Here is a 13,374-nt window from a genome sequence, read left to right on the forward strand (position 1 = left end):
GCATGGCACGCGTGGTGACGACGATCGCGCGCACCGATGCGGCGACCTGTGATGGGCTCGCCGCACTCGGCGTGGCGACCGTTCACGAGGCGCAGGGCCGGACCGGGCTCCTCGGCGCTCGGCTGCGCCCTCGCCAATCCGGGACGACCGTCGCCGGGACGGCTCTGACCTGCGAGGTGCCGCCGGGGGACAACTGGATGATCCATGTCGCGCTCGAACAGGCGCAACCGGGTGACATCCTGGTCGTGACCCCGACCTCGCCGTGCGACGACGGCTACTTCGGTGATCTCCTCGCCACGTCGGCGAAAGCCAGAGGCATCCGCGGGCTGGTGATCGACGGCGGGGTGCGCGACGTCACGCAGTTGCGGGCGATGGGTTTCCCCGTCTGGAGCAAGACCGTCAGCGCCCAGGGGACCGTCAAGGAGACACTCGCCGACGTCCAGGTCCCGATCGTGTGCGCCGGCGCCTCGATCACGCCGGGCGACGTGATCGTGGCCGATGACGACGGCGTCTGCGTGGTGCCGCGAGGCACCGCGGCCGCGGTGCTCGAGACAGCCCGCCGTCGCGCCGCGGCGGAGGAGGGCAAACGCCGGCTCTACGCGTCCGGCCGGCTCAGCCTCGACGTCAACGCGATGCGGACCCGGTTGCAGGAGAAAGGACTGACTTATGAGTAGGTTCGCGCCGCCGGACGTCCCGCGGCGTGTGGTCACCGGCACCAGAGACGGAAAGTCCGTCGTCGTCAGCGACGGTCCCGTCCCGAACGCGCATCACTACACCTCGATCCCCGGCATGATGACCTCGGTCGTCTACGCGACCGCGGCGACTCCGCCGTTGCCGCAGGACGACGGCGAGTGCGCGCCCGCGGGACTCGCGGTGCCGCCGGCACCCGGCGAGACCCGCCTCATGATCGTCACCTTTCCGCCGGACTCGTCGATGGCGAGCCCGGAGTTCGACCCGGCCGCCGCGGACGCGGAGCAGCGGGAGTTCATCCCCGGTCTGGCCGAGCGGTTCGAGGCGGACGCACCGGGCATGCACCGCACGGAGACGGTCGACTACGACGTCGTTCTCGACGGGGAGATCTGGCTGGAACTGGACGACGGGGCCACGACGCGTCTGCGGACCGGCGACGTGGCAGTCCAGTGCGGCACTCGGCACGCGTGGCGGAACAAAACAGACCGGACCGCGACGATGTGCTTCGTCCTGATCGGCGCCACGCCACGATGACACCGGCACACTCCACCATTGAGCACTTCGACTGCCTCGTCGTCGGCGGCGGGCACGCGGGCGCGGAGACCGTGATCGCTCTTCGGCAGGCGGGGTTCGAAGGACGTATCGGCCTGCTCGGGGACGAGCCCGTGCCGCCCTATGAGCGTCCTGCCCTGTCGAAGGAGTACCTGGCAGGCAAGAAGGACTTCGCGCACCTGCTCCTGCGCCCGTCAGAGTTCTGGACGGAGCACCCGGTGACGCTGCGCCTCGGCCGGAAGGTCGAAGCGGTCGACCCCGAGGCCCACACGGTCACGTGTGACGATCACACCACGATCGGCTACGGCGTGCTGGTGTGGGCCGCGGGAGGCCGGCCGCGCGCGGTGACGTGCCCCGGCAACGACCTGCACGGCGTCCGCACGCTGCGCAACAAGGCGGACTGCGACCGGCTCATCGCCGCCCTGCCGCAGAGCCATCACGTCGCGGTGATCGGCGGCGGCTACATCGGCCTCGAAGCCGCGGCGGTGCTCCGCGAACTCGGCAAGGAGGTCACGATCATCGAAACGCTGGACCGGGTCCTCGCCCGCGTCGCCGCGGAACCGGTGTCCCGCTTCTTCGAGGCCGAGCATCGATCCCGCGGGGTGGACCTGCGCCTCGGCACCGGCGTCGCCGGGATCCTGGGCCGCGACGGTGCGGTGAGCGGCGTACGCCTCACGGACGGCACGGTGATCCGGGCCGATCAGGTCATCGTCGGAATCGGCATCGAGCCGGCGATCGAGCCGCTCCTGCGTGCGGGAGCGGAGGCGGCGTCGGGCGAGACCGGCGTCCTGGTCGACGGCATCTGCCGCACGACGCTCGCGGACGTGTACTGCGTCGGCGACTGCGCGGTGATGAGGAACGGGCCCGGTGTCCGCATCGAGTCGCGGCAGAACGCCTCGGAACAGGCTCACACGGCAGGCAAGGCGATCAGCGGGAACCCCCAGCCGTTGCGGCTTGTCCCGTGGTTCTGGTCGCACCAGTACGACCTGCGACTCCAGACCATCGGCCTGAGCCTCGGCCACGATCAGACCGTCCTCCGCAGTCACCCCGGGGGGCGAAGCTTTTCACTCTTCTATTTGAAGAACGGCGCGGTCCTCGCGCTGGACTGCGTCAACGCGACCCGGGACTACGTGCAGGGACGCAAGCTCGTGGAAGCCGGCGCGCGCATCGATCCTGCACTTTTGACCGATGTGCGGACGCCGTTGAAGGAAATCGCTGCGGCGGCGGCCTGATCCGCCACGCCATCACAGTCTCTCTTTGCCAGGAGGAGGAACCGACCATGCACTTCACTGTCACGACACGGGACGGTGTGGCCCACACGGTGGAAGGCCGCGAGGGCATGTCGCTGATGCAGAACATTCGCAACGCCGGGATCGAGGAGTTGCAGGCGATCTGCGGGGGAAGCCTCTCGTGCGCGACCTGCCACGTCTACGTCGACGCTCTGCCCGACGGCGCCGAGCTCCCGCCTACGTCGCGGGACGAAGGGGATCTCCTCGATGCGTCCGACTATTTCGAGGACAGCTCCCGCCTGTCCTGCCAGTTGATATTCGGTCCCCAGCTCGAAAGCGTGCGCGTGACGATCGCGCCCGAGGACTGACGAACGCTTCGGCACATTCTGATTGAAGAAGGGCATGATGGTGCAACTGATGCGCGCCGCGCGGCTGCACGCGGTCGGCGACAAGATGGTGATCGAGGACGTGGAACGTCCGACCGCCATCGGCACGGACGTCGTCGTGGCGGTGAAGGGCTGCGGCATGGTCCCCAACCTGGCCAACGTGCTCGCGAACTGGGAGTCGTGGTACCCCCAGATGCCGCTCCCGCCACGTCCGGCGATCTTCGGGCTCGATCCCGTGGGCATCGTGCACGAGGTCGGGGAGCTCGTCGTCAACGTCAAGCCCGGGGACCGGGTCTACGTGAACCCGGGACGCTCGTGCGGCGCCTGCCACGCCTGCGCGTCCGGCGCCCCGCAGAAATGCGACTTCTGGACATTGAACGGTTACTTCGGCTACAACGACAACAGCCTCGAGATGTTCAGACGCTATCCGTACGGGGGCTTCTGCGAATACATGCGCGCCCCGCAGAGCGCCCTCGTCAAGCTCCCGGACACCGTCGAGTTCCGGCAGGCGACCCGGATGGGTTACCTCGGAACGTCCTTTGCCGCGGTCAAGAAGCTGGGATCCCTTGCAGGTAAGTCGTTGATCATCAACGGTGCGACCGGAACGCTCGGGGTCGGCGTCGCCCTCGTGGCCCTGGCGCTCGGCGTCTCACGTATCTACGCCGTGGCGCGCGGGACCCGGTTGCTGGAGCGACTCAAGGCACTCGCCCCCGACCGGATCGAGACGTTCTCCAACGTCGAAGGCAGCACCGCGGCCTGGGTGAAGTCGTCGACCGCCGGCCGGGGCGCGGACCTCATGGTCGATACGCTCGGCGCCGTCGCCTCACTCGACTCGTTCAAGGACGCGATGCACGGCGTGAAGCGCGGGGGCCGGATCGTCAACATCGGGGGGACTGCCGGTGAGCTCGGCGTCGACGTGAAGTGGTGGATGGACGAGCAGATGGAGCTGATCGGCTCGGTCTGGTTCACGACCGCCGAAGGGATCGAGCTGGCCGAGATGATCCGTCACGGAGCGCTGGACATCTCGGTGCTGCAACCCAAGAGCTGGCCACTCGCCGAGATCAACGAGGCGATCTCCGGTGTCGCCGGCGGCGACGGCGGCTTCACCAGCTACCTCGTCGAGATCTGATCGCCATCACAAGAACACCTTGTCGCGCCTGGGATTCGCTTCCCATCCGCGTACACCGATGAGAAGGAGATCGATCCCATGACCTATGAAGTACAAGCCGTCGTCGCCCGCGCCAAGGGCGAGCCGGTGTCCCTGGAGACCATCCTGGTGCCCGACCCGGGACCGGGCGAAGCGGTGGTGAACGTCCAGGCGTGCGGAGTCTGCCACACCGACCTGCACTACCGGGAAGGCGGAATCACCGACGACTTCCCCTTCCTGCTCGGCCACGAGGCGGCGGGCGTCGTCGAGGCGGTCGGTGAGGGCGTCACCGACGTGCGTCCCGGTGACTTCGTGATCCTGAACTGGCGCGCGGTGTGCGGCCAGTGCCGCGCCTGCCGGCGCGGCCGGCCCTGGTACTGCTTCAACACCCACAACGCCAAGCAGAAGATGACGCTCAAGGACGGCACCGTGTTGTCACCCGCGCTGGGTATAGGCGCGTTCGCGGAGAAGACGCTGGTGGCGGCCGGGCAATGCACCAAAGTGTCGGCCGAGGCACCCGCCCAGGTGGCGGGCCTGCTGGGTTGCGGCGTGATGGCCGGGATCGGCGCGGCCGTCAACACCGGCGGGGTGACCCGGGGCGACAGCGTGGCCGTGATCGGCTGCGGTGGCGTCGGCGACGCCGCGATTCTGGGCGCGTCGCTGGCCGGAGCCGCGAAGATCGTCGCGGTGGACGTGGACGATCGCAAGCTCGCCTGGGCTCGAGACTTCGGCGCCACCCATATCGTCAACTCCCGCACGGCCGATCCCGTCGAGGCGATCCGCGATCTCACCGGCGGCCACGGTGCTGACGTGGTCATCGAGGCGGTCGGCCGCCCGGAGACGTACGAGCAGGCGTTCTACGCCCGCGACCTGGCCGGGACCGTCGTCCTGGTAGGGGTGCCGACGCCCGGGATGCGGATCGAGCTGCCTCTGCTGGACATGTTCGGCCGCGGCGGTTCGCTGAAATCGTCCTGGTACGGCGACTGCCTGCCCAGCCGCGACTTCCCCATGCTGATCGACCTGTTCCTGCAGCACCGCCTGCCGCTGGACAAGTTCGTCACGGAGACCATCGCGCTGGACCAGGTCGAGGAGGCGTTCGCCAAGATGCACCACGGCGAGGTGCTCCGCTCGGTGGTGACTCTCTAGATGATCGACCACACCGTCACCTCCGGCACCTTCACCTTGGACGGTCAGACGTTCGACGTCGACAACAACGTCTGGGTGCTCGGCGACGACACCGAATGCGTGGTGTTCGACGCCCCGCACGACACCGCGGCCATCATGAAGCTGGTCGCGGACCGGCGGGTGCTGGCCGTGCTGGCCACCCACGCCCACGACGACCATATCCGGCACGCCCCCGAACTCGCCGACCTGACCGGCGCACCGATCCTCCTCCATCCCGCCGACCTGCCCCTGTGGCGACTCACCCACCCCGGACGCGAGCCCGACGGCGAACTGGTCGACGAGCGGATCATCGAGGTGGCGGGCATGGGAGTGCGGGTGCTGCACACACCGGGTCACGCTCCGGGCGCCTGCTGCTTCCACGTACCCGACCTCAGTGCTGTCTTCACCGGAGACACCCTCTTTCAGGGAGGGCCGGGCGCCACCGGGCGCTCGCACTCGTCGTTCGAGACGATCATCGCCTCCATCCGCGACAGACTGCTCGTCCTGCCGCCCGGGACGACCGTGCACACCGGCCACGGGCCCGACACCACGATCGGTACCGAGCAGCCTCACGTGCACGAATGGATCCGCCGAGGGCATTGAGATTTGCTTTTAAGTGCGCCACGAGCGGCGGGGGATGTTGAGCCCGGGGCCGCACCGTCTCCGCTACGCCAGGAGAGCTCTCCAGCCGGTTACCGGCAACAGACTGCTCGCGCTCGATGAGCGCCTGCTCGCGATCGGCGGCGCTGCCCGCGCCGGCCCGCCGGTGTCCCGCTCTTGCCGCTCGGTGGTGCGATGGTGCAGTTCGGCCTGCCACAGCACATCATGAAAGGCGCGATCGACGCCCTCCCGCCATCGGAGCCGGCCTCGATTCCTGCTCCGCCAACCCGTCAGGCGAAATCGGCCGCCGTCATGCCCGCTGGATGGCCGGGTGGCCACTGCACGAGCTCGATCCTGTAGCCGTCGGGGTCGGTCAGCCATGACGTCCGGAGCCCCGGCCCCGGCTCCGTCGGCGGCTCGGCCGTGACACCCTTGGCCGTGAGATCGGCGATCGTGGCATCGAGATCGTCCACCTGGACGACGAGGTGGTTGACGGCGCCGACGTCCTTGACCGGTCTCGCGGGGTCGTGCACGAGTTCGAGACTGACGAACGGATCGTCGGGCAGCTGGAGCATGGTCAGGCTGCCGAACGCCGTGTCGGGGACACGGCCGAGCTCGGCGTACCCGAGCGCGGTGTAGAAGGCGAGCGAGCGTTCCAGGTCGGTGACCCGTAGCCCGAGGTGCAGCATGCGCATGATCGGCAGACTAGTGCCACTCGGGCGAAGGCACCACCGCCCCCCCACCGGCCCCTGGCGGCTGGGCGAGTAGATGCGAGCGCAGGAAAGGGCCGCTTGGTTCCGTAGCCCGACGTTAGCCCGGCGCTTTCTTCACCGCCGCCGCCTGGAACGGCTTCCTCAGCCAGTTCCTCTACCTCAATAGGTTTCCGACAACTTCACCACACCGGTAGCCTTGCGGGATTCTTTGACTCCGGTGGAGAGTCGTCGTGAGGCCCCGATGTTCGCCATGCCGATCAGCGTGCTCGGGCTGAGCTTCGACTTCTTCCTGGCCGGACGGAAGTAACTGATCCGTGGTGTGGCCACCCAGGACCGGAGCAGGTCCTGCACCCCCGACCCCCAGGAGGTAGAGCTGTGGGCTCTGGCAAGAAGATGTGGACGGCAGTGTCGCTGGCCACTGCTGTGCTGGTGATCACTACGGCCTGCGGCAGCGAAGGCGCCGACGGTGAGATCAAGTTACGTTTCTCCTACTGGGGCAGTGACGCACGGCAGAAGATGACGCAAGAGGCGATCAAAAGGTTCGAGGCGCAGAACCCCAACATCGACGTCGAGGAAGAGTTCTCCGACTTCGGCAGCTACTACGAGAAGCTGGCCACGAAGGTCGCGGGCGACGAAGCGCCTGACGTCATCACGATCGAGATCCGCGGCCTGCGGGAATACGCCGAGCGCGGCACGCTCGCCGACCTGTCCAGCAGGGTCGACACCGCCGACATCGACGGCAAGGTGCTGGCCACCGGAGCCATCGACGGGAAGCAGTTCGCCATCCCCACTGGCGTCAACGCCTGGTCCCTGGTCGTGGACCCGAAGGCGATCGAGGACGCGGGGGAGAACCTACCCGACGACACCATGTGGACCTGGGACGAGTACGTCGATTTGGCGGCGAAGATCACCGCAAGGACCGGCGGCAAGGTCTACGGCACGCAGCAGGCTTTCAACCCGGCTTTCCTGCAGATCTTCGCCGCTCAGCGGGGTGAGTCCTTCTACAAGGGCAACAAGATCGGCGTCTCGCCCGACACGCTCAAGGCGTGGTGGGCCATCCATCGGAAGCTGATCAAGACCAAGGGTTCTCCTGACGCCGCCAAGAGCGTTGAGCTCGGGGCCCAGGGCGAGGACCGGTCGCTGTTCGCCACCGGCAACGGCGCGATGGGGATGTGGTGGAGCAACCAGCTCGGCTCGATCAACAAGGCGTCAGGCGGCAAGGGGGTGGACCTGCTGCGGATGCCGAAGGCACAGGGCGCCTCCGCGGGCGGCATGTTCCTGCAGCCCGCGATGTTCTACACCGCCTCGGCGAAGTCTGAGCGTCAGGCCGAGGCGGCCAAGTTCATCGATTTCATGATCAACGATCCGGAGGCGGGCGCGATCATCCTCAGTGACCGCGGCCTGCCGGCCAGTTCCAAGGTGCTGGCGGCGGTCAGGGACAAGCTTCCGGAGACTGACAAGAAGACGCTGGCCTTCCTCGACGAGATCAAGGGCGAGCTCACGGACCCGCCCGCCGCCCCGCCGAAGCACGCCAGCGCCATAGAGGACGTCCTCACACGGTATACGAATGAGGTTTTGTTCGGCCGGATGACCTCTGACGAGGCCGCTCAGAAGCTCATCACGGAGGCCAACGCCCTCATCGCAGGCTAGAGGAGACCTCTGGTACGCGCTCGTCGGGCCCGGCAGCCGAGGCGCCGATCCGGTGCGCCGATCCGGTGCGCAGCCGGTAGACCGGCTGCGCAGCCGGTGAACGCGGCGGTCCGCGCGGCCGGTCCTTCCTCGCTCTCGAGGACGTGGTGGGAATCAGTCGCAGGACGCACCCTCGGGGGTCCGCAGCGGCGAACGCCGGTGCCTGACAACCCGTCGCTTCCTGGGTGTCCGCTCGTTGAGGTGAAATGGGTGTGAAGCCGGAGCGGTGGAAACGCTGACGGCGAAATTCCTGACGCTCTTTCCGCATCCACTGCTATCCGATCTTCACCGACGGCCCCGTACCGGCGATCACCACCTCGCGCTGCTCAGTGGCGTTCAGCCAGTGCGGTGGCGGCCCGCGCCGGAGGGGACCGCCCGGGCCGCATCACCCGCCGAGCAGTTCGAGCACGGCGTTGACGGCCGGGGTCGCGGTGCGGACCATCGCGTGGGTGGTCCGGGTGATCTCGATCGTGGAGATCGGGCGGAGCACGACGCCGTCCGGGACGCCGACCACCGTGGCGACCAGTTCGGGGACCAGGCTGGCACCCAGACCTTCGCGGACCATGCGGACGACGAGCGCGTAGTCGTCGGCCGTGTGGATGACATTCGGGTGGAAGCCGGCCAAGGCGCAGGCGCGGTCGAGCATCTCGTGGTCGGTGGTGCCTTGGGAGCCGGCGATCCATTGCTCCTCGCGCAGGAAGCGCAGGTCCACCTCGCCGGTCGCGGCCGGGTGGCCGGCGGGGAGTGCGATCAGGATGGGCTCGACGCCCAGGAGTCGCCGGGTGACTCCGAGCGGAGGGTCCTCGGGGATCAGGTTGTAGGTGAAAGTGATCGCCAGATCGCAGGTGCCGTCGCGGAGCGCCTCGACCGCCTCGCGGGGTTCGAGTTCGTAGAGGATCACGTGGAGGGCCGGATGGCGGGTCCTTGCGGCGGCTATCGCGGGCAGCACGCGATGGACCGCGGCCGTGGCGAAACAGGCCACGCGGAGGGGTCCTCTCGGGGTGGAGGCCGAGCGGAGGTCTTCCTCCGCGGCGTCCAGCGCGTTCAGGACGATGTGCGCGTGCCGGACCAGGCGCCGCCCTTCGGCGGTGAGGCGGACACGGCGTCCGGCACGTTCGAACAACGGGACCTTGGCCTCGCGTTCCAAGGTGGCGAGCTGCTGCGAGACGGCGGAAGAGGTCATGCCGCAGACCTCACCCACGGCGGTCATCGTGCCATGCTCGGCGAACTCGCGCAGGAGGCGGAGCCTGGTGGGATCCAGCATCAAGTAAACCTTATAGATCGACTCAGGAATACTAAGTGGACGTTGCCAATTGGGACCACGCAAACTGTCGCTCAGCCCACACAACATCGCAAGGAGGCTGGATGCTGACCGTCGTTGAGGTCCCCCAGTGGCAGGGGTCGCTGTCGCCCACAGCGCCCCGGCTCGTCGAAGGCGCCGCCCGGCTGGCCGCAATGATTCCGGAGGCCCGGCACGTACGCGTGGACACCGGCGGCACCCTCGCCGAGACCGCCGATCGGGTCCGCCAGGCACTTCCTCAGGACGGCTTCGTCGTCACGGTCGGCGGGGACTGCGGCGTCGAGCTCGAACCGGTCGCGGCCGCGCTGCGCCGGTACGGCGACCGCCTGAACCTCGTATGGTTCGACGCCCACGGCGACATGAATTCCCCCGCCACGTCCCCGTCGGGCGCCTTCCACGGCATGATCCTTCGTACGCTCCAGGGCGACGGCCCGTCCGACCTGGTGCCCTCGCCCGCGCTGCGCCCGGACCAGATAGCCCTGGCCGGTACGCGCTCGCTGGATCCCGCGGAGGCCGACTACATCCGGCGGACGGGCATCGGGGGACTGTCCACGATCGACGAAGGCGCGGTCCTCTACATCCACGTGGATCTCGACGTCCTGGACGGCATCACGTCGGTCGGCTACCCGGAACCCGGCGGCCTGTCCGCGGCGGCCCTGACCGAGGCCATCGCCGATCTGGCCGCCCGGCACGAGATCGCCGGCCTGGGCATCACCGAGTACGCGCCCTCAGACCCGCAGGACGAGGAGATGCTCAGGCACCTGGTCCCCGAACTCGTCCGGCTGTGCGGCGCGTCCCGTCCGTGGCAGATCGAACGGCGCGCCGTCAACGCCTGGCCTGCCCGGCACCTCGAGGAACGCGATGGCTGGTTGCTCCGCCACACTCCGGACATGAACCGCAAGCGTTCCAACTCGGCGCTCCCCCTTTTCGGCGCGACCCCGTCCATCCCGGCGCTGGAGGCCTTCTACTCGGAACGAGCGATCCCCGTGACCGTCCAGGTCAGTCCCACGGAACATCACCGGGAACTCGACCTGCTCCTGTCGGAGCGCGGTTACACCTTGGCGGCCAGAACACTCGTCATGACCGCCGGCACCGAGACCGTTCTGGCCGCGGCCGAAGACGACGGCGGGATCGAGCGAGTGGACGACCGCGCCCGCTGGCCCGCGCTGTTCGAGGCGGTATGCGGCCATGCCGACGACATGGATGTCATGAACCGCATCGCCTCCAAGGCGGTGCTGCTGGCCAAGGACGCCACCGGCCTGGGGCTGGCGGTCACAGAGGACGGCTGGACGGGCGTCTTCTGCATGGCCACCCACCCCGGTCATCGGCGCAAGGGCGTTGCGAAGGCCATCTTGGCGGCCGCCGCCCGCTGGTCGGAAGAGCAGGGCGCGTCCCGGCTCTACCTCCAGGTCGAAGAGGACAACATCCCGGCGCGCGCACTCTACGACGGCCTGGGCTTCACGAGGTCGCACGCCTACCACTACCGCCGGCGGGCGTAGGGGCGAGCGCAGGAAGGCCGGCGGATCGCCGGAGTGATCGCGGGATGTCGTACTCACGAGCCACGACCGCGGCGCGCCGGCCGGATGGCTCGGTCGTCAATCTGCCGGATTATCGCGCCCGTTCCCAGGGTGTGGGGTGCCTGGTGGGGTTCGGGCGGGCGAACCGCGCTTGCCGTTCAAAGGCGTGTGAGTTGTCGGTGAGGTGCTTCAGCACCGGTCCTCGCGTCCACCCGGGCGGCCGGGAGATCCACCGGCGTGCCGCCTCGGCGGGGCCGGCGAAATGTCAACAACTGTAGGCCAACAAGTGTTGACACTTTATTGAGGAAGGTGCTTGAGTTATGCCAACGGGTGTTGACCGGCAGGGGATGACCTAGAAGGAGGCGTCATGTCCCAGGTGATCGTCGTAGGCGCGGGACCCACAGGGCTCCTGCTCGCGGGAGATCTGGCGGAGGCGGGGATCGCGGTCACCGTCCTGGAGCGCCGTGACGGCAAGATCTCCAATCTCTCACGTGCGTTCGGCGTCCACGCCCGCACCCTGGAGCAGCTGGACGCACGCGGCCTGGCCGACGAGCTCGTAGCCACGGGCACCGCCCTCGGCCGGCTGAGGCTGTTCGAGCGGGTGGAGGTCGACCTGGGGGAGCTGCCCAGCCGTTTCCCCTACCTGCTGATCACCCCGCAGTACAACCTGGAGAATCTCCTCCTGGAGCGGGCGCTGAAGTCGGGCGCCGAGGTCGTCCACAACGCCGAGGTCGTGGACCTGAGCCAGGACGCCACCGGGGTCACGGTCACCACCAAGGACAACGCTTACCGCGCCGCTTACGTCGTCGGCACCGACGGCTATCACAGCGCGGTACGGCGGGCCCTCGGCCAGCCCTTCCCCGGCAAGTCGGTGCTGAAGTCCATCATGCTCGCCGACGTGAAGGTCGCCGAGCGGCCGGCCGAGATGCTGACCGTCAACGGGGTCGGCGACGCGTTCGCCTTCATCGCGCCCTTCGGCGACGGCTACCACCGAGTCTTCGCGTGGGACCGCCGTCATGCCGTACCCGACGACGAGCCCCTCACCCTGGAGGAGGTCCGTGAGGTCGCCAAGCGAGCTCTGGGCACCGACTTCGGCATGTACGACGCCCGCTGGCTGTCGCGGTTCCACAGCGACGAGCGGCAGGTGCCGGAGTACCGGGTGGGCCGGGTCTTCCTGGCCGGGGACGCGGCACACGTCCACTCGCCGGCCGGCGGCCAGGGAATGAACACCGGCCTCCAGGACGCGGCCAACCTGGGCTGGAAGCTCGCCGCGGCGCTGCGTGGCGCGCCCGACAGCCTGCTCGACACCTACCATGCCGAGCGTCACCCGGTCGGCCGCTCGGTGCTGCGCAGCAGCGGCGCCATCATCCGCGCCGCCATGATCGAGTCGTCCGCCGGCCAGGCGATCCGCGGCTTCGCCGCACGGCGCGCGCTGTCCATCCCCAAGATCTTCACGAAGGTCACCGGACAGCTCAGTGGCATCGGCTACACCTACCCCGCGCCCGCCGGTGCGCACGAACTGGTCGGCACCCGCGCCGCCGACGTGCCACTCGCCGACGGCAGCCGTCTGTACGAGGCGCTACGCGGCCGGCACTTCGTCCTCATCGGCGACGCCGACGTCACCGGCTGGGAGGACCAGGTCCGGGTGGCGGCACCCGCCACCCCCGGCGGCCCTCTGGTGCTCGTCCGCCCGGACGGATACGTGGGCTGGGCGGGCGCGGACGCCGCCCGGCTTCACCAGGCCTTGACCGATCTGATCGGAACTCCGAGCCGGTGATCTCGGAGAGGGCGCTCGACCACCGCGCCTCCTCCGGACCGCGTTACCTCGTCACCCCGCCCGGCTCGGCTTCGATGGCGTCACGACCGCGTGGACGGTGCCAGCTGTTCAATCATGGGCTCTCGTACGCAGTCTCGGGTTGAAGACCCATCCCTGCAGCAGTACGAACCGGACCGTCGAGGACAGCCCGTTGGCCACGATCACCGCGATCAGCTCCGCCGCCTGCGACGAGTCCGAGGGCAGGACGGCCAGGCTCAGGGTGGAGATCCCCAGGCCGATGAGGAAGGCGATGAGCCCGCCGACATGATCGCGCACGGCTCCCGCCCTGCCGGTCACCCCGAACGTGAACCGCCGGTTGGCGGCGGTGTTGGCGATCGCCGTGATGAGCATGGCGGCGGTGTTGGCGGCCATCGACGGCAGGATCATGGAGAGCGCCCAGAACAGCACGAGATAGGCCACCGTGCACATGGAGCCGACGACCGCGTAGGACGGCAGCCGGCGAGCGACTGCCGTAGGGGCGGAACCCGGGGCGGTGGCGGGAGCATGGGGGGTGACGGTCAGGACGCTCATGACATCGAGGATCGAAGACCGGCATGGGAGCTCTCTTGGG

Annotated in this window: 13 protein-coding genes; 10 read left to right on the forward strand and 3 right to left on the reverse strand. The window is 68.7% G+C overall.

Annotation, left to right across the window (positions count from 1 at the left end):
* Positions 1–11 precede the first annotated feature (11 nt).
* The 7 genes from ACIBX3_RS39635 to ACIBX3_RS39665 all read left to right on the forward strand — a co-directional run bounded on the left by ACIBX3_RS39635 (position 12) and on the right by ACIBX3_RS39665 (position 5,771).
* A complete protein-coding gene (locus ACIBX3_RS39635; protein ID WP_397125701.1) occupies positions 12–674 on the forward strand; it encodes a 4-carboxy-4-hydroxy-2-oxoadipate aldolase/oxaloacetate decarboxylase in 663 nt (220 codons plus the stop codon).
* The gene (locus ACIBX3_RS39640; protein ID WP_397125702.1) at positions 667–1,224 is read left to right on the forward strand and encodes a cupin domain-containing protein; all 558 of its coding nucleotides are present in this window, start codon (positions 667–669) and stop codon (positions 1,222–1,224) included. The genes ACIBX3_RS39635 and ACIBX3_RS39640 overlap by 8 nt, the downstream gene beginning before the upstream one ends.
* Positions 1,221–2,474, forward strand: coding sequence for an NAD(P)/FAD-dependent oxidoreductase (locus tag ACIBX3_RS39645; RefSeq protein ID WP_397125703.1), 1,254 nt, complete (start codon positions 1,221–1,223; stop codon positions 2,472–2,474). The genes ACIBX3_RS39640 and ACIBX3_RS39645 overlap by 4 nt, the downstream gene beginning before the upstream one ends.
* 47 nt (positions 2,475–2,521) lie before the next feature.
* The gene (locus ACIBX3_RS39650; protein WP_397125704.1) at positions 2,522–2,839 is read left to right on the forward strand and encodes a 2Fe-2S iron-sulfur cluster-binding protein; all 318 of its coding nucleotides are present in this window, start codon (positions 2,522–2,524) and stop codon (positions 2,837–2,839) included.
* 34 nt (positions 2,840–2,873) lie between these two features.
* Positions 2,874–3,986, forward strand: a complete 1,113-nt coding sequence (locus ACIBX3_RS39655) for an alcohol dehydrogenase catalytic domain-containing protein (protein ID WP_397125705.1) — start codon at positions 2,874–2,876, stop codon at positions 3,984–3,986.
* Positions 3,987–4,064: 78 nt separating this feature from the next.
* Positions 4,065–5,150, forward strand: a complete 1,086-nt coding sequence (locus tag ACIBX3_RS39660; protein ID WP_397125706.1) for an S-(hydroxymethyl)mycothiol dehydrogenase — start codon at positions 4,065–4,067, stop codon at positions 5,148–5,150.
* Positions 5,151–5,771: an MBL fold metallo-hydrolase gene (locus tag ACIBX3_RS39665; protein WP_397125707.1), complete on the forward strand. Its 621-nt coding sequence runs from the start codon at positions 5,151–5,153 to the stop codon at positions 5,769–5,771.
* Positions 5,772–6,058: 287 nt separating this feature from the next.
* Here ACIBX3_RS39665 and ACIBX3_RS39670 read toward each other — a convergent pair whose 3' ends face one another.
* A complete protein-coding gene (locus ACIBX3_RS39670; RefSeq protein WP_397125708.1) occupies positions 6,059–6,463 on the reverse strand; it encodes a VOC family protein in 405 nt (134 codons plus the stop codon).
* A gap of 393 nt (positions 6,464–6,856) precedes the next feature.
* On the opposite strand from ACIBX3_RS39670, the gene ACIBX3_RS39675 reads away from it, so the two are divergent.
* Complete coding sequence (locus ACIBX3_RS39675) at positions 6,857–8,131, forward strand: ABC transporter substrate-binding protein (protein ID WP_397125709.1); 1,275 nt, start codon at positions 6,857–6,859, stop codon at positions 8,129–8,131.
* Positions 8,132–8,555: 424 nt separating this feature from the next.
* On the opposite strand, the gene ACIBX3_RS39680 is transcribed toward ACIBX3_RS39675, so the two are convergent.
* Positions 8,556–9,434: a LysR family transcriptional regulator gene (locus ACIBX3_RS39680; protein ID WP_397125710.1), complete on the reverse strand. Its 879-nt coding sequence runs from the start codon at positions 9,432–9,434 to the stop codon at positions 8,556–8,558.
* A gap of 101 nt (positions 9,435–9,535) precedes the next feature.
* On the opposite strand from ACIBX3_RS39680, the gene ACIBX3_RS39685 reads away from it, so the two are divergent.
* Positions 9,536–10,969 carry a GNAT family N-acetyltransferase gene (locus ACIBX3_RS39685; RefSeq protein ID WP_397125711.1) on the forward strand — a complete coding sequence of 478 codons (1,434 nt, stop codon included), beginning with the start codon at positions 9,536–9,538 and terminating at the stop codon, positions 10,967–10,969.
* A 385-nt stretch (positions 10,970–11,354) separates the two neighbouring features.
* Entirely contained in the window at positions 11,355–12,764 is a 1,410-nt protein-coding gene (locus ACIBX3_RS39690; protein ID WP_397125712.1) for an FAD-dependent monooxygenase, read from the forward strand.
* A gap of 108 nt (positions 12,765–12,872) precedes the next feature.
* Here the strand turns inward: ACIBX3_RS39690 and ACIBX3_RS39695 are convergent, their stop codons facing one another.
* On the reverse strand, positions 12,873–13,334 hold the full coding sequence (locus ACIBX3_RS39695; protein ID WP_397125713.1) for a GtrA family protein: 462 nt from the start codon (positions 13,332–13,334) through the stop codon (positions 12,873–12,875).
* Positions 13,335–13,374 lie beyond the last annotated feature (40 nt).

The organism is Nonomuraea sp. NPDC049480, from assembly GCF_044465905.1.
Classification (GTDB): Bacteria; Actinomycetota; Actinomycetes; order Streptosporangiales; family Streptosporangiaceae; genus Nonomuraea.

Bases quoted from the DNA above. Each gene is read 5' to 3' on its own strand.
- ACIBX3_RS39665 (WP_397125707.1), top strand. From the start codon at position 5,151: ATGATCGACCACACCGTCACCTCCGGCACCTTCACCTTGGACGGTCAG.
- ACIBX3_RS39695 (WP_397125713.1), bottom strand. From the start codon at position 13,334: ATGAGCGTCCTGACCGTCACCCCCCATGCTCCCGCCACCGCCCCGGGT.
- ACIBX3_RS39680 (WP_397125710.1), bottom strand. From the start codon at position 9,434: ATGCTGGATCCCACCAGGCTCCGCCTCCTGCGCGAGTTCGCCGAGCAT.
- ACIBX3_RS39670 (WP_397125708.1), bottom strand. From the start codon at position 6,463: ATGCGCATGCTGCACCTCGGGCTACGGGTCACCGACCTGGAACGCTCG.
- ACIBX3_RS39640 (WP_397125702.1), top strand. From the start codon at position 667: ATGAGTAGGTTCGCGCCGCCGGACGTCCCGCGGCGTGTGGTCACCGGC.
- ACIBX3_RS39660 (WP_397125706.1), top strand. From the start codon at position 4,065: ATGACCTATGAAGTACAAGCCGTCGTCGCCCGCGCCAAGGGCGAGCCG.
- ACIBX3_RS39645 (WP_397125703.1), top strand. From the start codon at position 1,221: ATGACACCGGCACACTCCACCATTGAGCACTTCGACTGCCTCGTCGTC.
- ACIBX3_RS39690 (WP_397125712.1), top strand. From the start codon at position 11,355: ATGTCCCAGGTGATCGTCGTAGGCGCGGGACCCACAGGGCTCCTGCTC.
- ACIBX3_RS39655 (WP_397125705.1), top strand. From the start codon at position 2,874: ATGATGGTGCAACTGATGCGCGCCGCGCGGCTGCACGCGGTCGGCGAC.
- ACIBX3_RS39685 (WP_397125711.1), top strand. From the start codon at position 9,536: ATGCTGACCGTCGTTGAGGTCCCCCAGTGGCAGGGGTCGCTGTCGCCC.
- ACIBX3_RS39650 (WP_397125704.1), top strand. From the start codon at position 2,522: ATGCACTTCACTGTCACGACACGGGACGGTGTGGCCCACACGGTGGAA.